Raw genomic sequence first — 18,593 nt, forward strand, 5'->3', positions numbered from 1 at the left:
AAGAACTCGTGCACTGGCACTTTCCACCCTAGCGACGTGGGGCTGAGCACGCCTGCGCTCGCGGGAGGGGCCGCGCTCAGCCGAGGAGCTCGCGCACCTCGTCCGCGGTGAGCGCGGAGCCGAACAGGTCGCCGTCGTCGATGACCGCGTCCACGAGCGCGGCCTTGCGCGCCTGGAGCGCCATCACCTTCTCCTCGATGGTGTCGGCCGCGATGAGCCGGTAGACCATCACGTTGCGGCGCTGCCCGATCCGGTGCGAGCGGGCGATCGCCTGCTGCTCGGTGGCGGGGTTCCACCACGGGTCGAGCAGGAAGACGTAGTCCGCCTCCGTGAGGTTCAGGCCGGTGCCCCCGGCCTTGAGGCTGATGAGGAAGACCGGGGCGGTGCCGGTGCGGAACTCGTCGATCACCTCGGCGCGGCGCACGGTCGATCCGTCGAGGTACGCGAAGGGCACACCGGCGGCGGTGAGGCGGTCGGCGGCCAGCGTCAGGTAGGACGTGAACTGGCTGAACACGAGGGCGCGGTGGCCCTCGGCGACGACCTCGTCGAGCTGCTCGAGCAGGGCATCGAGCTTGCTCGACGGCAGCCCGGCGTGCTCCGGGTCGATCAGCGAGGCGTCGAGGGCCAGCATCCGCAGCAGGGTCAGGGACCGGTACACGATGAACCGCTGGCGATCGAGGTCGTCGACCAGGCCGAGGACCTTCTGGCGCTCCCGCTGCAGGTACAGGTCGTACAGCCGGCGGTGGTCGGGGTCCAGCTCGACGGTCAGCGTCTGCTCCTGCTTGTCGGGCAGGTCGGCGGCGACGAGGTCCCGGGTGCGGCGGACCATGAAGGGCCGGATCCGCCGCCGGAGGCGATCGAGGCTCACGGCGCGCACCTGGGCGGAGTCGGCGGGCGCGTCGCCGGCGCCGCGCCCGGTCGTGATCCCGGCGCGCACTCCCTCGATGGGTCTGACGTACTGCTCGCCGAAGCTGCGCACGGAGGCCAGCAGCCCGGGTGTGACGATCGAGAACAGCGCGTGCAGCTCGGTCAGGGAGTTCTCCATCGGCGTGCCGGTCACCGCCAGCGTGAAGCGCACCTCGAGGTCGCGCGCGCACTCGTGCACGCGGGACGAGGCGTTCTTGACGTTCTGCGCCTCGTCGAGGATGAGTCCCGCCCACCCGGTGCTCTGCGCGATCGCCTGATACGCGTCGAAGTCGAGGCGCAGCAGCGCGTAGCTGGTCACGACGATGTCGGCGCCCGCCGCGGCCTCGGCCACGGACGTGGCGCTCGCGGCGTCGGTCGACGACAGCCGGCGCACGGTCAGTCCGGGGGCGAAGCGAGCGGTCTCGGCGACCCAGTTCGGCCCGACCGACGTGGGGGCGACCACCAGGAACGGGCGCCGCGGCTCGCCGGGCGCGCGTTGCTCGGCGACGTGCGCGATGAGCGCGAGGCACTGGAGCGTCTTGCCGAGCCCCATGTCGTCGGCGAGGATCCCACCGACCTGGTGCCGCCAGAGGAACGCGAGCCAGCCGAACCCCTCGACCTGGTAGGGCCGCAGGTCGGCGTTCAGCCCGCGGGGCAGCGGGGTGGCGTGGGGCGTCTGGTCGCCGGCCTCGGCGAGCAGGTCGCGCCACTGCGGCGCCGCGACCGCCTCGTCGGCAAGGTCGACGAGGTCGGCCCACAGGGCGGTCTGGTGCCGGCTGATCCGCGGCCCGGTGCGCCACTCGGTCAGCTCCGTGGCCTCGGCGATCAGGGCGGCCAGCGGCCCGAGGGCGGGATGGGTCAGCGCCAGGTAGCTGCCGTCGACGAGCAGCAGCTTGGTCCGCTTCTTCGTGAGGGCGCGGAACAGCGGGGCGAACGGGATGGTGCGGCCGTCGACCGTGACGGTGACGCCCAGGTCGAACCAGTCGTTCGTCTCGGTGGGCTGAGCGGTGACCGTTAAGACAGGGGTGCCGGTCAGCTCGCGGTAGAGCGGCGCGGTGCCGACGGTGTCGACCCGCACCCCGGGCAGGGCGGCGAGCCGGGGCACCGTGGTCGCGACGAACTCGGCGGCCTCGAGGTCGTGCAGCGTGACCGGCAGGGGGAGGTCGAGCCCGTCACCGTCCGGCCACCAGCTGCCGGGCAGCGAGCCGTCGGGCAGCACGGCGCGGGGCAGGGGCGTGGGCCCGGAGCGGGCGTGCCCGTCCCAGTGCCAGGCGAGGTCGACCGTGTGGCGCGGCCCGTGCCGGGCGGTCAGCACGAGGGTCGGCGGGGCGGGCGCGGGCAGGTCCACGGTGCCGTCGGCGCTCTCGACGTCGACCGCGGCGCGCAGGACCGGCACGTGCTCGCGCAGGAAGTCCTGGGCGTGGTCCGCGGGCACGAGGACGCCCTCGCCGAGCGTGTCTCGCAGGGCGTCCGTGGCGGTGCGGCCGCCCCGCGCGCCGAGCAGCGTGAGCTGGGGGGCCCCGAGCGGCGCGTGCGTGGGGGCGAGCACGACCTGCCGCGGCCGGGCGAGGTCGACGACGTAGATCCCGTGCGTGCCGATCGCGTGGCCGTCGCGCACCTCGACCGGGACGCCGTCGACCGTGAGCCGCGCGCTGACGCGGATGCCCTGCGCCGATCGGGCGGCATCGAGGCCCAGGTGCGCACCGTCGGCGACGCGCACGGTGGCGCCGGCGCCCGAGCCGACGAAGACGATGCCGATCGCCCGGGCCTGGGCGAGCAGGTCCCACAGCACCGGGTTGACGAACTCGTCGAGGTACACCCAGGCGAGATCGCCGTCGGGCAGGGCGGGGCCGGCCGCGCGGTGCAGCGCGCCGAACTGGCAGAACCACCGGTGCTGATCCGCATCCAGGTCGAGCCGGCCACGCAGCTGGGCGATGTTCGACCACGTGACGCTGCCGCGGGTCCAGCCGCGCGCCGCGCGCACCACGGGGCGCACGCCGAGCCGGTACTCGCCCCGCCCGACCAGCTCCTGGCCGCGCCCCCCGACCGTGCGCGAGGTCGGGCCGTTCCAGCGCTCCCGGGTGTGCGGCGTCAGCTCGCGCAGCTCGAACTGCAGGGCCAGCCCCAGGCCGCGGGCCCGCTCGGCCGGCGGCTCGTCCCCGGGTGCGACCAGGCCGCGCAGGACGTCGCGCCACTGCTCGTCGGCGGCGCCGCGTGCTCCGTCCGGCTCCTGCGTGGGCATCGGCCGATCCTGTCACTGCGCCGCCCGTGGTCACGACCGTGCGGCGCGGTGGCGAAGTAGCGCTACCTTTCTGCTGTGTCGCTCAGAACGCTTTTCATCGGTGGAACCGGAGTCATCAGCTCGGCGTGCGCTCGCCGCGCCCTGGACCAGGGACACGAGCTCTACCTCCTCAACCGGGGGGAGTCCGCGAACCACCCCGCTCCGCCCGCCGCGCACGTGCTCCGCGCGGACGTGCGCGATCCGGAGGCGGTTCGCGCGGCCCTGGGCGACCTCGAGTTCGATGCCGTCGTCGACTTCGTCGCTTTCACGCCCGAGCACGTCCGCCAGGACATCGACCTGTTCACCGGACGCACCGGTCAGTACGTGTTCATCTCCTCGGCCTCCGCCTACCAGACGCCGCCCACCCACCTGCCGATCGTGGAGTCCACCCCGCTGCGCAACCCGTTCTGGGAGTACTCCCAGAACAAGATCGCCTGCGAGGACCTGCTCGTGCGCGAGTACCGGGAGCGAGCCTTCCCGATGACCATCGTGCGGCCCTCCCACACCTACGACCAGACGCTGGTCCCCTTCGACGGCGGGTGGACGGTGGTCGACCGGATGCGCCGGGGCCAGGAGGTCGTCGTGCCCGGCGACGGCACCTCACTGTGGACCATCACGCACAGCAGCGACGTCGCGGTCGGGCTGGTCGGACTGCTCGGGGCGACCGCGGCGATCGGCGAGGCGTTCCACATCACCGGCGAGGAGGCGTTGACCTGGAACCAGATCTTCGCGCTGGTGGCCCAGGCGGCGGGGGTCTCGGCACGCCTCGTCCATGTCGCGTCGGACGCCATCGCTGCGGCTGACCCGGCGCTCGGGGCGGGCATCCTCGGCGACAAGTCGCACTCGATGTACTTCGACAACGCGAAGATCCGCAGCGTCGTCCCGCAGTTCGCGCCCGTCGTGTCGTTCGCCCAGGGCGCCCGCGACATCGTCGCCTGGCACGACGCCGACGCCGCGCGCCGCGTGGTCGACCCTCGGATGAACCGACTCTTCGACTCGCTGATCGAGACCTACCGGCCGCGCGCCCTGTAAGAACCCGGTCAGAACTCGTCCCGATCCGGACCCATCCGGCGGTCGGGGGCTCCGAACTACCCGTGTCAGCAGCATCCCGACACGAGGCGGCACACAGCCCGCCGGTACTGGAGTTCTCATGCGTACGAGTCACAAGCTCGCCACCGCGGCATTCGGCGCCGCGTTCCTGCTCCCGATGTCCATGGGCTCGGCCTTCGCGGCCGACGGCGACGTCAACGCGAACCTCGCCCCCGTCGCGCTGAACGGCGTCGAGGGCTCGGGCACCGCGATGGTCAAGGTCACCGGGAACACGATCACGGTCACCATGGCCGCCACCGGACTGCTCGCGGATTCCCCGCATGCCGCCCACATCCACTTCGGCGCCGAGGCGCGCCACGAGTGCCCCGCGGCGGCGGACGACACCAGCGCGGACGGCACCCTGAACACCACCGAGGGCGGCCCGGCCTACGGGCCGATCATCGTCTCGCTCACCAAGACCGGGGACACGAGCCCGTCCAGCGCGCTCGCGGTCGACCGGTTCGACACCGCGCCGGGGGGCAAGCTCTCCTACGAGCGTGGCTCGATCACGGTGGCCCCGGCGGAGGCCGAGGCCATCGCGGCCGGCAAGTCGGTCGTCGTCATCCACGGGGTCGACCACAACCACAACGGCTCGTACGACGGCGACGTCAAGTCCGAGCTCGACCCGAGCCTGCCGACCGAGGCCACCGACCCGGCCCTGTGCGGGGTCCTGACGGCCGCGCCGTCCGGCTCCATGGCGACCGGTGCGGGCGGGGCGGCCCCGATGGACACGAACTCCGGCTTCCTCGTCGCTGGCACCGGCCTGCTCCTGGCCGCCGCGGGCACCGGGGTCTTCGCCGCGCGGCGCGCCCGCGCCAAGGCGTAGTGCGCGACACCCTGCAGCACCTCGGCCGCCGCGGCATCTTCGCCGCGGCGGCCGGCGTGCTGGCCCTCGCCGGGGGACTGACGGTCGCCGTCGGGCTGGTCGGGCGGGACGGTCCGCCCGCACCCGACCCGGTCGCGACAGCGGACGCCCGGGTCTCGACGCCGGAGTCATCCCCGACGACGGCGCCCGTGGCACCCGTGGCGCCGGTCAGCGACCTCGGTCCGTTGCTGGCCGCCTCGCCGCCGATCGCCGTCGACATCCCGAGCATCGACGTGCACACCACCGGCCTGGTCCCGTTGAGCGTCGGGGCCGACGGCGTCCTGCCCGCCCCGACCGACTACGCCACGGCGGGCTGGTACACCGGCGGGCCGACGCCCGGCCAGCTCGGCCCGGCCGTCATCGCCGCGCACGTGGACGGCCCAGACGGGCCGGCGGTCTTCTACCGGCTCGGCGAGCTCGCCGCCGGGGCCGAGGTGGCCGTGACCCGCGAGGACGGCACCGTGGCGACGTTCACCATCGACACCGTGGAGAGCTACGCGAAGGCGGAGTTCCCCACCTCGCGGGTCTACGGCAACTCGACGAACCGCGCCGAGCTGCGCCTGATCACGTGCGGCGGCGCGTACGACCGCACCACCGGCCACTACGTCGACAACGTCATCGCCTTCGGTCACCTCGTCGGCTGACGACGGGGCCCACCGCCCAGATCCTTCGACCCGATCCCGCACCAGGAGACGACCATGTCCGCATCGCCCGCACGCACCATCGGCCTCCGCGCTCGCGCCCTGCTGGTCGGGGCCACGATCGTGGCACTGACTGCCGCCTGCAGCTCGACGCCTGCCGCAGATCCAGCAGTCCCGCCGGTTCCGGCATCGACGACGGCGACCATGCCGTCGCCGGACGCCTCGCCCTCGCCCTCGCCCGCGTCGCCTGCAGCGTCCGCGGTCGCGATCACCATCAAGGACTTCGCGTTCGAGGTTCCCGCCACCGTCCCGGCCGGATCGATGGTCACCGTCACGAACGAGGACGCGATGTCGCACACCGTGACCTCGAGCGAGGCCGGTGCGTTCGACGTGACCCTGGCGGGCGGTGCAACCGCGACGTTCAGGGCGCCGTCCACGCCGGGCTCGTACGGCTTCGTGTGCAGCTTTCACGGCAACATGACGGGCACGCTCGTTGTGACGTAGGGACGCGAAAAAGGCTTCGACCCCGGGCGGATCGGAACGATACGATTCACGGGCACGGGACCCTGCGATTCGAGCCCCACGCAGCCCCTTGCCCATCCCCTCCTGAAGGACCCGCACCGCCATGCCCAAGATCCTGACCGCCGGACCGCCCTGGCGCGTCATCCTCTCGTTCGCCGTCCCGCTCCTCGTGGGCAACGTCGTGCAGCAGCTGTACCAGGTGGTCGACGCGATCGTCGTCGGGCGGGTGCTCGGCGTGGACGCCCTCGCCGCGGTCGGCGCGACGGGGAGCCTGCTGTTCCTCCTGCTGGGCTTCGCGTGGGGCATGACGTCGGGGTTCGCGATCCCGACCGCGCAGGCCTTCGGCGCGGGCGACGCCGCGGCCGTGCGCCGCTCGGTGGCGACCGGCACGGTGCTGACGGCGGCGGCGAGCGTCCTGCTCACGGTGCTCGCGCCCCTGCTCGCCGCCCCGGCCCTGCGCCTGATGCAGACCCCGGCCGAGCTCGTGCCGCAGGCCACGACCTTCGCGGTCATCAGCTTCCTCGGCGCGAGCACGATGATGTCGTTCAACTTCCTCGCGGCGATCCTGCGGGCCATCGGCGACTCCCGGACCCCGCTGGTCTTCCTCACCCTGAGCTGCCTGCTCAACATCGCGCTCGTCATCGCTCTCGTGGCGGGGCTCGGCTTCGGCGTCGGTGGCGCGGCCTTCGCGAGCGTGATCTCGCAGGCCACGTCCGTCGGCCTGTGCCTCGTGCACGTCCAGCGCCGGGTGCAGGTGCTCCACCCGCACCACGACGACTGGCGGGTCACCCGGGACGACGTCGCCCGCCACCTGCGGATCGGGCTGCCGATGGGGTTCCAGGCATCGATCATCGCGATCGGAGCGCTCGCGGTGCAGGTGCGCCTCAACAGCCTCGGGGCCGAGGCGGTCGCCGCCTACACGACGGCGGTGCGGGTCGACGGGCTCGCCGTCGCGCTGCTCGCCTCGCTCGGCCTCGCGGTGTCGACGTTCGTCGCGCAGAACTACGGCGCCGGGCGACCGGACCGCATCCGGCTCGGCGTACGCCAGGCCGCGGGGATGGCGGTGGTCGGCGCGTTGCTGCTCGCCGCGGTGCTCATCACGGCCGGCAGCTCGATCATCGGGCTCTTCGTCGGGCCGGGGGAGCAGCAGGTCGTCGCGATGGCGTCGTTCTACCTCCAGGCGAACGGCGCCTGCTACCTCCTCCTCGGTGTGCTCTTCGTGCTCCGTGGCGCGTTGCAGGGGCTCGGGGACACCTTCATCCCGACGCTGACGGGGGTCATCGAGCTCGCGATGCGGGTCGGTGCCGCCGTCGTGCTCGGCGCGGCGTTCGGATTCAGCGGGGTCGTGTGGGGCAACCCGCTCGCCTGGGTCGGCGCGGTGGTCGTGCTCGTCCCCGCGTACCTGCGGGCCCAACGGCGCTTGGCGGCCTCGCCCGCTCCGGTTGCCGGTCCGCTGCCCGAGGTCCTCGTGTCCGAGGGGCCGACAGTGGGCTCCGTCGTCCTCGACGCCGTCGTGCTGGTCCCGCTCGGCGACGGCGTCCACGAATCGACCCGACTCGAGTTCGCGTCCGGGGCCCCACGCGCTGACGGATCCGGCGAGCGAGCGACTGGCGCATCCTGCAAGTTTTCTGGCACGTATCGCTAGTGCGGATCGCGTGATGACGCCCTAGCGTGGTGTGCTCCCGGACCCAGCGAGGTCGCCTCGAACCACGAGGCAGCACCTCGCCCCGACGACACCCTCGTGAGGCCTCACCATGGCGTGGACCAGCAATGACATCCCTGCGCAGACCGGCCGGGTCGCGGTCGTGACCGGCGCGAACGGCGGACTCGGGCTGGAGACGGCGAAGGCCCTGGCAGGCAAGGGCGCGCACGTCGTGATGGCGGCGCGCAACCAGGACAAGGCCGCCGCGGCCAGGGCGCAGATCCTTGCGGCTTTCCCCGCCGCGTCGGTCGAGGTCGTGCGGCTCGACCTCGGGTACCTTGCCTCGATCGAGACGGCGGCGAAGGCGATCCTGGCCGGCCACGAGCAGATCGACCTGCTGGTGAACAACGCGGGCCTGATGGCGATGCCGGAGGCCCGGACCGAGGACGGCTTCGAGATGCAGCTCGGGGTCAACCACCTTGGTCACTGGGCGCTGACGGCGCGGCTCCTCCCCGCCCTGCTGCGGGCCGACGGCGCGCGCGTGGTCTCGGTGACGAGCACCGCGCACCATGCCGGGCGCGCGCTCGACCCGGCCAACCCGCACCTGCGGGGCACCTACTCGCCGTGGAAGGCCTACGGGCAGTCGAAGCTGGCGAACTACCACTTCGCCCTCGGCCTGCAGCGAGAGTTCGCGAGCCGCGGGTTGAGCGCGCAGAGCCTGATGGCCCACCCGGGCCTGTCGCACACGGATCTGCAGGTCCGCACGGTCCGCGAGGGCGGCGTCGGTCGGTCCGGCCCGTTCTTCCAGTCCCTGGCGGCGCGCACCGGGATGCCGGCCGACCAGGGGGCGCTGCCGCAGCTGCGCGCGGCGACCGACCCGCACGCCACCGGCGGTGAGCTGTACGCGCCGCGGTTCATCAACAACGGCGTGCCGGTCCGTCGCCCGGTGCTGCGTCGGATCGGCCTGGACAAGGCGATCGCGACCCTGTGGGAGGTGTCCGAGCGGGAGACCGGCCTCGCACTCGACGTCGACGGCGCCCGGCCGACGTCGGGCCCGGTCCAGCGCTGAGCGCCATGAGCTCGGACGACTACATCCTCGACCCCGGCGTGCGGGCGCTGCTGGTCGACCTCGAGCTGTCACCGGCAGACGTCTTGGGCCGAGCGGCGCTGCCCGCCGACCTGCTCGCCCGGACGCCGGTGTCCGTGACCCCGGCCCAGCACGCCGCGTTCTGGGCCGCGATCCAGGACGAGTCGGGCGACCCGAACCTGCCGATCACGCTCGCCCGGGCGTTGCGGGTCGAGGTCTTTCAGCCGCCCATCTTCGCGGCCCTGTGCAGCCCGAACCTCGAGGTCGCGGCACAGCGGATCTCGACCCACAAGCGGCTCGTCGGCCCCCTGCGGGTCGTGGTCGACCGTTCCGCGCACGGGCTGCGACTGACACCCCGGTGGCCGCCCGGTGCCCCGGTCGACGACGGGTTCGTGCTGTTCGAGCTGCTGTTCTGGGTGGCGTTGGCGCGGCTCGCGACCCGCGTGCAGGTCCAGCCGATCCAGCTCACCGTCCCGCGGCCGCCCGCGGACCACGACGCCTACCGGGACTACCTCGGGATCGAGGTCGGCCGCGGTCGCGTGCCGGCGGTGACCTTCTCGCTGCTCGACGCCGGCCGGCCGTTCCTGACGGCGGACGAGGGGATGTGGCGCTCTTTCGAGCCCGAGCTGCGCCGGCGCCTGGGGGAGCTGGACGCGAGGGCCACGGCGGCCGATCGGGTCCGGGCGGCGCTCCTCGAGCTGCTGCCGGCGGGAGAGTCGACGATGCCGCCGGTCGCCCACCGCCTGGGGGTCAGCACCCGCACGCTGCAGCGGCGCCTGCACGGTGAGGGGACGACCTTCCAGGCGGTGCTCACCGCCACCCGGGAGGCGCTGGCGCGGCACTATCTCGCGGAGCCGGCCATGCCCGCCGCGGAGATCTCGTTCCTGCTCGGGTACGAGGACGCCAACTCCTTCTACCGGGCCTTCCACGGGTGGACCGGCCAGACGCCGAGACGCGTGCGCGCGGCCTTGTCCGCCTGACCTTGTCCACCTGACCTCGTCCGCCTGAGGGTCGCGCTGTGGCGGGTCAGCGCGGTGGGGCCGTGGACCCCCGCACGACGAGCGACGTCGGCAGCCGCACGTGCGTCTGCTCGACGGGTGCGCCGTCCATGAGCGCGATCAGCATCGTGATGCCGGCCGCGCCCATCGTCTGCAGCGGCTGGTGCACGGTGGTGAGCGCGGGGCTCGTCCGGATGGACTCGGGGATGTCGTCGAAGCCCACGACCGACAGGTCGCCCGGCACGTCGAGGCCCATCTCACGGGCCACGTCCATGGTCCCCATCGCGGACTGGTCGTTGGCGGCGAAGACCGCGGTCGGGCGGTCGGGCAGGGACAGCAGGGCGATGGCGGGCGAGCGGGCGGCGTCGCGGCGGTAAGCGCCGATGCGGATGAGGTCCGGGTCCACCTCGAGCCCGGCCTCGGCGTGCGCCTGCCGGAACCCCGCCTCGCGCAGGATGGACGACTCCAGGTCCGCGCGGCCGGCCAGGAAGGCGATGCGCCGGTGACCGAGCTCGATGAGGTGCCGGGTCGCGAGCACGGCCCCGCCGAGGCTGTCGGCGTCGACCGTGGGCAGCCCGGCCGGCCCGGCGTGCGGGTCGATCGACACGAGCGGCACGCCCGCGTCGGCGTCCACCACGGTCGGCGTGACCATGATCGCGCCGTCGATGAGGGTGCCGCTGAGCCGCGACAGGCTGCGCCGCTCCCACCCCGGTCCAGTGCTCTGGCGGCTCCCGGTGTAGGCGAGCAGCTCGTAGTCGGTGTCGGCCAGGGCGGCCGCGGTCCCCTTGAGGATCTCGGCGCTGAACGGTTCGAACTCGGCCACGAGGATGCCGATGACATGCGTCCGGTGCGAGCGCAGGCTACGGGCGACGAGGCTCGGCTCGTAGGCGAGCTCCTTGACGACGGTCTGCACCCGCAGCGCGGTGCCCACCGCGATCCCGTACCGCCCGTTGATCACCTTGGACACGGTCGAGACGGAGACGCCGGCCGCGAGGGCGACGTCGGTGATCGTCGCTCGGCGTGTCATAGGAGGAAGACTACCCGTTAGGAAAACGTTATCGATATCGATTGACGACGCACGGTTTCGTCTGCCAGAGTGACGACTGCGCCCCACTGTCGACGACGACGGGGCGGCAGCGACGAAGTGACGGAAGGCATGGCACGGCGGGCACGGGTTGACGAACCGGTGGCGGCTGCGGTCCCTGGTTCGCCCCGCGAGGGGCCACCTTCACTCTGGCTAACTCAACGAAGAGGACAGATCTGATGAATGCTCGGAAGATCCTGGCGGTCACGGCCGCCATGGCGATGGGGGTCGTGGGGCTCAGCGCCTGCGGCGGCGGCGACAGCGGAAGCGACACGGCCTCCGCCGGCGGCGACGTGGCGATGACGTTCTGGCACAACTCGACCACCGGCGACGGCAAGGCGTTCTGGGCAACCACGGCTGCCGACTTCGAGGCGGCGAACCCGGGGGTGAAGATCACCATCCAGGCCATCCAGAACGAGGACATGGACGGCAAGCTCCAGACCGCGCTCAACTCGGGCGATGCGCCCGACATCTTCATGGCTCGCGGCGGCGGCAAGCTGTCCGACGTCGTCACGGCCGGTCAAGCGCAGGAGATCACGGTCGACGACGCCACCAAGGCCGCCGTCGGCGACGCGGCGTTCAGCGCCTTCACCGTGGACGGCAAGGTCTACGGCATGCCGATGTCGATCCTCCCGGGCGGCATCTACTACAGCAAGGACCTGTTCACGCAGGCCGGGATCACCGGCACGCCGACGACCATCGCCGACCTCGAGGCCGACGTGCAGAAGCTCAAGGACGCCGGGATCGCCCCGATCGCCCTCGGAGCCAAGGACGCCTGGCCCGCTGCGCACTGGTACTACTTCTTCGCGCTGCGCGCCTGCTCGCAGGACACCCTGGACAAGGCGACCGCCGACAAGAAGTTCGACGACAAGTGCTGGACCAAGGCGGGCGACGACCTCGCGGCCTTCTCCGCGACCAACCCGTTCAACGAGGGCTTCCTGACCACCTCCGCCCAGCAGGGTGCCGGCTCGTCGGCCGGCCTGCTGGCCAACCACCAGGCGGCCATGGAGCTCATGGGTGCCTGGGACCCGGGAGTAATCGCGTCCCTGACGCCTGACAAGAAGCCGCTGGCCGACCTGGGCTGGTTCCCCTTCCCGGAGATCAGCGGCGGCGCCGGTGAGGCCGGAGCCATGATGGGTGGCCTCGACGGCTACGCCTGCTCCAAGGCAGCCCCGAAGGAGTGCTCGCAGTTCCTGAACTTCGCGATGCAGCAGAAGTACCAGGAGGGCTACGCCACTGCCTTCCAGACGCTGCCCGCCAGCAAGGACGCGCAGAGCGTCGTCACCACACCGGCACTGATGGACGTCCTGGCGACCTACAACAAGGCGCCCTACGTCTCGCTGTGGCTCGACACGCTGTACGGCCAGAACGTCGGCAACGCGCTCAACGCCGGAGTTGTCAACCTGCTCGCAGGTCAGGGCGACTCGGCCGCGATCGTCAAGTCCGTGGTCGACGCCGCGGCCAAGGAGTAGTCACCAGCCATGAGTGATTCCTCGGGCGAGGGCAAGCTCGCCGTGATGTCCCCGCCCGAGGGCCCCTCGGCTACCGGGGACGGTGCCCGCACTACGCCGTCCCCGCGCCGCCGGCCCCGGGGAGCCGACTGGCGCAAACGCCTGGAGATCCTTCTCCTGGCCGGTCCCGCCATCGCGCTCTTCGTCACCTTCGTGATGTTCCCGGTCGTGCTGGCCGCGTACTACGGATTCTTCAAGTGGAAGGGCTTCGGGCCCCCCACCAACTTCGTGGGTCTCGACAACTACCTCACGATCTTCCAGGACTCGACGTTCCAGGACGCGCTCCAGCACAACGCGGTCATCGTGGTGCTGTCCCTGGCGCTGCAGGGCCCGGCGGCGGTGCTGCTGGCGCTCCTGCTCAACCAGAACATGCGCGGCCGCTCGCTCGTGCGGGTGCTGATCTTCGTGCCCTACGTCGTGTCCGAGGTGATCGTCGGCACCGGCTGGAGCCTCATGCTCCAGACCAACGGCGCCATCAACGATCTGCTGATCAAGGCGGGGCTGCCGGGCTGGACGGTCGACTGGCTGTCCGACCCCAAGATCGCCATCTGGTCGCTGATGCTCATCATCACCTGGAAGTACATCGGCTTCGCCGTGATCCTCTTCCTGGCCGGCCTGCAGAGCATCCCCACCGAGCTCTTCGAAGCGGCGGCCATCGACGGCGCCTCCTACTGGCAGACGCAGCGCCGCATCACCCTGCCGCTGCTGGGACCGACGATCCGGATCTGGGCGTTCCTGTCGATGATCGGCGCGCTGCAGCTGTTCGACCTCGTCTACATCATCTGGGGCCAGTACGTCGCCGCGACGGCCGGGACCTCGACGATGGCCACCTACATGGTGGTCAACGGCCGCAACGCCGGGAACTACGGCTTCGGCAACGCCGTCGCCGTGGTCCTGTTCCTCATCTCGCTCGTCCTCGCTCTCACCTATCAGCGGTACGTGCTCAAGCGCGACACCGAGGGTGCCCTCACGGAAGGAAAGAAGTGATGGCGACGATCACCGCACCTCCCCTGAGCCCGACGGCCCCGCCCGCGAGGGCCGCCCGCAAGCGGCCCAGCCTGAACCGGGCCGGCTGGCTCACCTACGTCATCGCGTTCGCCCTGGTGGGGATCTGCATCGGGCCGGTGCTCTACATCATCATCGGCGGCTTCCGGACCAACGCCGAGATCACCCTCGACCCGGCCGGGTGGCCGACCAGCTGGCAGTTCGTCAACTACTCCGAGGTCCTGCAGAGCTCGATCTTCTGGCGCCAGGTCACCAACTCCGTCATCTGCGGCCTCTTCACCACCATCGGCGTCGTCGTCCTGGGCGTGGCGGCCAGCTTCGTGCTCGCCCGCTACAACTTCTCGGGGCGGACGGCGATGTACTCGCTCTTCGCCGCCGGGCTGATGTTCCCGATGACGGTCGCGATCACCCCGCTGTACATCATGATCCGGGGCCTGGGGCTCACGGACAGCCTGGCCGGCATCATCCTGCCGCAGATCGCCTTCGCCCTGCCGACCACGATCATCATCCTGGTGCCCTTCCTGCGGGCCATCCCGAAGGAGCTCGAGGAGGCCGCTGCGATCGACGGCGCGAGCCGGCTCGGCTTCTTCTTCCGGATGGTCGTCCCGCTCTCGCTCCCGGGCGTGGTGACGGTCGGCATCCTGGCGTTCATCGCGAGCTGGAACAGCTACATGCTCCCGCTGTTCATCCTCAACAACGAGTCGATGTACACGCTGCCGCTCGGCGTCCAGGCGTTCGCGTCGCAGTACTCGGTGGACACCGCCCGGGTGCTCGCGTTCACGTCCTTGTCGATGATCCCGGCCCTGGTGTTCTTCTCGCTCTTCGAGCGCCGCATCATCGGCGGCCTGTCGGGAGCCGTCAAGGGCTGAGCGCCCCTCGAGCTGCTCCCGCTGGACCCCCCTGCGTCACGACGTATCAAGAGAAGGACCCGACGTGTTCGACGACGCCCCCGTACTGCCCCGCGCGTCCGAGCGCGTGCGCGCGCTGCACGCCCAGATGACGCTCGAAGAGAAGCTCGCCCAGCTCGTGGGCTACTGGCTCGACCAGAACGGCACGGTCGCGCCGATGCAGTCCGAGATGGCCGCGGGCCAGCAGGGCTCGGCCGAGCTCGGCGAGATCACCCGTCACGGCATCGGGCACTACACCCGGGTCTACGGCACCCGCCCGGTCGACCCGGTCGAGCGCGCGGCGTGGCTGTGGGCCGAGCAGCGCCGGCTCAAGCGCACCACGCGCCTGGGCATCCCCGCCCTCGTCCACGAGGAGTGCCTCACCGGCCTCGCCGCGTGGCAGGCCGCGACGTACCCGACGCCGCTCGCATGGGGCGCGTCGTTCGACCCCGAGCTGGTCCAGCAGGCGGCGCGTGCGATCGGTGACTCGATGCGGCAGCTCGGGATCCATCAGGGCCTGGCGCCCGTGCTCGATGTCGTGCGCGACCCGCGCTGGGGTCGCGTCGACGAGTGCATCGGCGAGGACCCGTACCTGGTCGGCACGATCGGCACCTCCTACGTGCTCGGGCTCCAGGCGGCCGGCGTGCACGCCACGCTCAAGCACTTCGTGGGCTACTCGGGCTCGAAGTCGGGTCGCAACCACGCACCCGTGAGCGCCGGTCCGCGCGAGGTCGCCGACGTCTACCTCCCGCCGTTCGAGATGGCGGTGCTCGACGGCGGCGCCTGGTCGGTGATGAACTCCTACAACGACGTCGACGGCGTGCCGATGGCGTCGAACACCGAGTACCTCACCACCGTCCTGCGCGAGCGGTGGGGGTTCGACGGCGTCGTCGTCGCCGACTACTTCGCGGTTGCGTTCCTGCAGGTCATGCACGCCATCGCCGCCGACCGCGGCGAGGCCGCCGCACTCGCGCTCGAGGCCGGCATCGACATCGAGCTGCCCACCGGGGACGCCTATCTGCAGCCGCTGGCGGACCGGGTCCGCGCCGGCGCGCTCGACGTCGCGTTCGTCGACCGGGCCGTGCTGCGCGCGCTGACGCAGAAGGAGGAGCTGGGCCTGCTCGACCCCGAGGCGTTCGAGGACGAACCGCCGCAGGCGATCGACCTCAACTCCCCGCGGCACCAGTCGCTCGCTCGCCACCTCGCGCAGGAGTCGGTGGTCCTGCTGTCGAACGACGGCGTGCTGCCGCTGAACGCGTGGGCGTCGGCCCCGGTGCGCGTCGCCGTCGTCGGCCCCAACGCCCACCGCGCCGAGGCGCTCATGGGCTGCTACTCGTTCGCCAACCACGTGCTGGCCCACCATCCCGAGTTCCCGCTCGGCATCGAGATCCCGACGGTCGTCGACGCGCTCCCCGCCGCGTTCGCCGCCGCCGGGCTGCCGCTGCCCGAGCTCGTGTTCGCCGAGGGGTGCGGGGTCGAGGGCGAGGACACCGCCGGGTTCGCCGCCGCCGTCGCCGCCGCGCAGGGTGCGGACGTCGCGGTCGTCGTCGTCGGCGACCAGGCCGGCTTGTTCGGCCGGGGCACGGTCGGTGAGGGCAACGACTGCGAGTCGCTCGAGCTGCCGGGCGTCCAGCGCCAGCTCGTCGAGGCGCTGCTGGCGACCGGCACGCCCGTGGTCATGGTGTTGCTGACCGGTCGTCCCTACGCGATCGGCTGGGCGCTGGACGCGTCCGGCGCGCGTCCCGGCGCGGTGCTGCAGGCGTTCTTCCCCGGCGAGGGTGGCGGGTTGGCGATCGCCGACGTCGTGGCCGGGGTCGTGAACCCGTCCGGCCGCCTGCCCGTGTCGATGCCGCGCTCGACCGGGGCGCAGCCGTACTCCTACCTGCACCCGATCCTCGGGGGGCCGTCCGACGTGACGTCGACCGACCCGACCCCGCTGCGCCCGTTCGGCTTCGGGCTGTCGTACTCCGCATTCGCGTACAGCGACCTCGTGGTCGACGCCTCGGTGGCGGCCGGCGGCACGTTCAGCGCCGCCGTGACCGTGACCAACACCGGGACCGTCGCGGGAACCGACGTCGTGCAGCTCTACGGGCACGACGTGCAGGGCAGCCTGCCGCGGCCCGTGGTGGCGCTGCTCGGCTACGCGCGGGCGGACCTCGAGCCCGGCGCGTCCAGCCGGGTGACGTTGACGGTGCCGACCACGCGGTTCGCGTTCGCAAGTCGACAGCTGGTCAGGATCGTCGAGCCGGGCGACGTCGAGGTCTGGGTCGGCTCGCACGCCGGCGCCTCGCACGTCGGGACGAGCGTCACGGAGTCCACCGGCGGCGTGATCTCCAACGGCAGGCCCGCCGGCGCGCGCGAGCTCCCGGGTACCGCCACTGCACGCGCCGTCGTCGCGATCACGGGCGAGGTGCACCGGGTCTCGACGTCCGACGCCCGCTGGGTCGAGGTCAAGGTCGTGGCTTCGTGACGGTCGTCGCGAACCCGCTGCTGCCGGGGTGCTACCCCGACCCGACGATCTGCCGCGTCGGGGCGGACTTCTACCTCGTCACCTCGACCTTCGAGTACGTCCCCGGCCTGCCGGTCTTCCACAGCGTCGACCTGGTCAGCTGGGAGCAGCTCGGGCACGTCGTCGACCGGCCCGGCCAGCTCGACTACGACGGCATCGCCTCGTCGGGCGGGTTGTACGCGCCCACGCTGCGCCATCACGACGGCGTCTTCTGGCTGGTCTGCACCCTCGTGGACCAGCACGACGCCGCCCGCGGCGGCAACTTCCTGATGACCGCGACCGACCCCGCCGGCCCGTGGTCCGACCCGGTGTGGCTCGACGTCGACGGCATCGACCCGTCGATCTTCTTCGACGACGACGGCCGGATCTGGGTGCACGGCACGCGGCTGGCGCCCACGCCGCAGTGGCACGACCAGACCGAGGTGTGGGTGCGGGAGCTCGACCCGGCGACGCGGCAGCTCGTCGGGCCCGAGCACCTCATCTGGAACGGCGCGCTCCGCAACGTCGTCTGGGCGGAGGCGCCGCACCTGTACAAGGTCGACGGCACCTACTACCTCCTGGCCGCCGAGGCGGGCACCGAGTTCCACCACGCCGTCTCGGTCGCGCGGGCCGACTCGGTGACCGGGCCCTACGTCGGCAGCAAGGGCAACCCGGTCCTCACCCACCGGCACCTCGGCCGCGGTTCCGACGTCGTCGGCGTCGGGCATGCCGACCTCGTGCAGGCCGCGGACGGCAGCTGGTGGGCCCTCGCCCTGGGGATGCGCCCGTACGGCGGGTACCACTACAACCTCGGCCGCGAGACGTTCCTCGTGCCCGTCGGGTGGGAGGACGGTTGGCCGGTGTTCGCCCCGGGGCAGGGGAGGGTCCCGGCCGAGGTCGAGGTGCCGTTCGCTGGACCGGCGCGGCTCGGCGTCGCCCAGGGCGCCGCCTCGGGCGTCGTCGGCCCCGACGACCTCCGGTGGACGTCGCTGCGCCGACCGGCGGCCGAGTTCGCGACGCCGCGGGGCGAGGGGTGGGACCTGGCGATGCGACCGAGCACGCTGGTCGACCCGGTCACCCCGGCGTTCCTCGGGGTCCGCCAGCAGCACATCGACGTCGACGTGCAGGTGACCTTCACGGTGGACCTCGCCGCAGGGGAGGACGTCGGCCTGACCGTGCGCCAGTCCGAGCAGGACCACGTGCGGTTGTTCGTCACCGGTTCGGACGGTTCGGAAGGTGCCGGGGGCCACAGCGCGCCGGGACGCCGGGTCGTCGTCGTGCATCGCCAGGGCGGGGTCGAGACCACGCTCGGCGACCTGCCGCTCGCGGGCGGCCCGGACGAGAGCGTGACGTTGACCGTGCGCGCGCGGGGGCAGGACTACGCCCTGCTCGCCAGCACGGCCGGCACGGAGAACACCGCAGGCGCCGAACCCGAGACCGTCGCGGTGGTCGACGGCCGCACGCTCGAGAGCGTCGCGACCGGCGGGTTCCTCGGCCTGTGGATCGGGGTGTACGCCACGAGCAACGGGCGTCCGACGACGACGGTCGCGCACGTGCAGCGGTTCGAGTACGTCCCGGCGGTGTGAG

The 18,593-nt window shown here is 72.1% G+C and carries 14 protein-coding genes; 12 read left to right on the forward strand and 2 right to left on the reverse strand.

Going from position 1 to position 18,593, the window contains the following annotated elements; genetic code table 11:
- Positions 1 to 76: 76 nt before the first annotated feature.
- Entirely contained in the window at positions 77 to 3,148 is a 3,072-nt protein-coding gene (locus VTA80_RS13365; protein WP_407341585.1) for a DEAD/DEAH box helicase, read from the reverse strand.
- A gap of 75 nt (positions 3,149 to 3,223) precedes the next feature.
- Here VTA80_RS13365 and VTA80_RS13370 point away from each other — a divergent pair, with 75 nt between their 5' ends.
- The 7 genes from VTA80_RS13370 to VTA80_RS13400 all read left to right on the forward strand — a co-directional run bounded on the left by VTA80_RS13370 (position 3,224) and on the right by VTA80_RS13400 (position 10,013).
- Complete coding sequence (locus tag VTA80_RS13370; protein WP_407341586.1) at positions 3,224 to 4,219, forward strand: SDR family oxidoreductase; 996 nt, start codon at positions 3,224 to 3,226, stop codon at positions 4,217 to 4,219.
- A 118-nt stretch (positions 4,220 to 4,337) separates the two neighbouring features.
- Complete coding sequence (locus VTA80_RS13375) at positions 4,338 to 5,102, forward strand: hypothetical protein (RefSeq protein WP_407341587.1); 765 nt, start codon at positions 4,338 to 4,340, stop codon at positions 5,100 to 5,102.
- Complete coding sequence (locus tag VTA80_RS13380) at positions 5,102 to 5,785, forward strand: class F sortase (protein WP_407341588.1); 684 nt, start codon at positions 5,102 to 5,104, stop codon at positions 5,783 to 5,785. The genes VTA80_RS13375 and VTA80_RS13380 overlap by 1 nt, the downstream gene beginning before the upstream one ends.
- A gap of 54 nt (positions 5,786 to 5,839) precedes the next feature.
- Positions 5,840 to 6,286 (forward strand): cupredoxin domain-containing protein, encoded by a 447-nt coding sequence (locus VTA80_RS13385; RefSeq protein ID WP_407341589.1) that lies wholly within the window; start codon positions 5,840 to 5,842, stop codon positions 6,284 to 6,286.
- Between the two features lie 121 nt (positions 6,287 to 6,407).
- Positions 6,408 to 7,949: an MATE family efflux transporter gene (locus tag VTA80_RS13390; protein WP_407341590.1), complete on the forward strand. Its 1,542-nt coding sequence runs from the start codon at positions 6,408 to 6,410 to the stop codon at positions 7,947 to 7,949.
- A gap of 109 nt (positions 7,950 to 8,058) precedes the next feature.
- Complete coding sequence (locus VTA80_RS13395; protein ID WP_407341591.1) at positions 8,059 to 9,015, forward strand: oxidoreductase; 957 nt, start codon at positions 8,059 to 8,061, stop codon at positions 9,013 to 9,015.
- Positions 9,016 to 9,020: 5 nt separating this feature from the next.
- The gene (locus VTA80_RS13400; protein ID WP_407341592.1) at positions 9,021 to 10,013 is read left to right on the forward strand and encodes a helix-turn-helix domain-containing protein; all 993 of its coding nucleotides are present in this window, start codon (positions 9,021 to 9,023) and stop codon (positions 10,011 to 10,013) included.
- 46 nt (positions 10,014 to 10,059) lie between these two features.
- Here VTA80_RS13400 and VTA80_RS13405 read toward each other — a convergent pair whose 3' ends face one another.
- Entirely contained in the window at positions 10,060 to 11,058 is a 999-nt protein-coding gene (locus VTA80_RS13405) for a LacI family DNA-binding transcriptional regulator (RefSeq protein ID WP_407341593.1), read from the reverse strand.
- A 236-nt stretch (positions 11,059 to 11,294) separates the two neighbouring features.
- On the opposite strand from VTA80_RS13405, the gene VTA80_RS13410 reads away from it, so the two are divergent.
- From VTA80_RS13410 to VTA80_RS13430, 5 genes are all read left to right on the forward strand, one after another.
- Positions 11,295 to 12,587, forward strand: coding sequence for an ABC transporter substrate-binding protein (locus VTA80_RS13410; protein WP_407341594.1), 1,293 nt, complete (start codon positions 11,295 to 11,297; stop codon positions 12,585 to 12,587).
- Positions 12,588 to 12,632: 45 nt separating this feature from the next.
- Positions 12,633 to 13,613 carry a carbohydrate ABC transporter permease gene (locus VTA80_RS13415; protein ID WP_407345774.1) on the forward strand — a complete coding sequence of 327 codons (981 nt, stop codon included), beginning with the start codon at positions 12,633 to 12,635 and terminating at the stop codon, positions 13,611 to 13,613.
- On the forward strand, positions 13,613 to 14,500 hold the full coding sequence (locus tag VTA80_RS13420) for a carbohydrate ABC transporter permease (RefSeq protein ID WP_407341595.1): 888 nt from the start codon (positions 13,613 to 13,615) through the stop codon (positions 14,498 to 14,500). Before VTA80_RS13415 ends, VTA80_RS13420 begins: the two co-directional genes overlap by 1 nt.
- Before the next feature lie 64 nt (positions 14,501 to 14,564).
- Positions 14,565 to 16,988 (forward strand): beta-glucosidase family protein, encoded by a 2,424-nt coding sequence (locus VTA80_RS13425; RefSeq protein WP_407341596.1) that lies wholly within the window; start codon positions 14,565 to 14,567, stop codon positions 16,986 to 16,988.
- A complete protein-coding gene (locus tag VTA80_RS13430) occupies positions 16,985 to 18,592 on the forward strand; it encodes a glycoside hydrolase family 43 protein (protein WP_407341597.1) in 1,608 nt (535 codons plus the stop codon). Before VTA80_RS13425 ends, VTA80_RS13430 begins: the two co-directional genes overlap by 4 nt.
- Position 18,593: the final 1 nt, after the last annotated feature.

The sequence above is a fragment of the Pengzhenrongella phosphoraccumulans genome, assembly GCF_045689905.1.
In the GTDB taxonomy this organism is placed as follows: domain Bacteria; phylum Actinomycetota; class Actinomycetes; order Actinomycetales; family Cellulomonadaceae; genus Pengzhenrongella; species Pengzhenrongella phosphoraccumulans.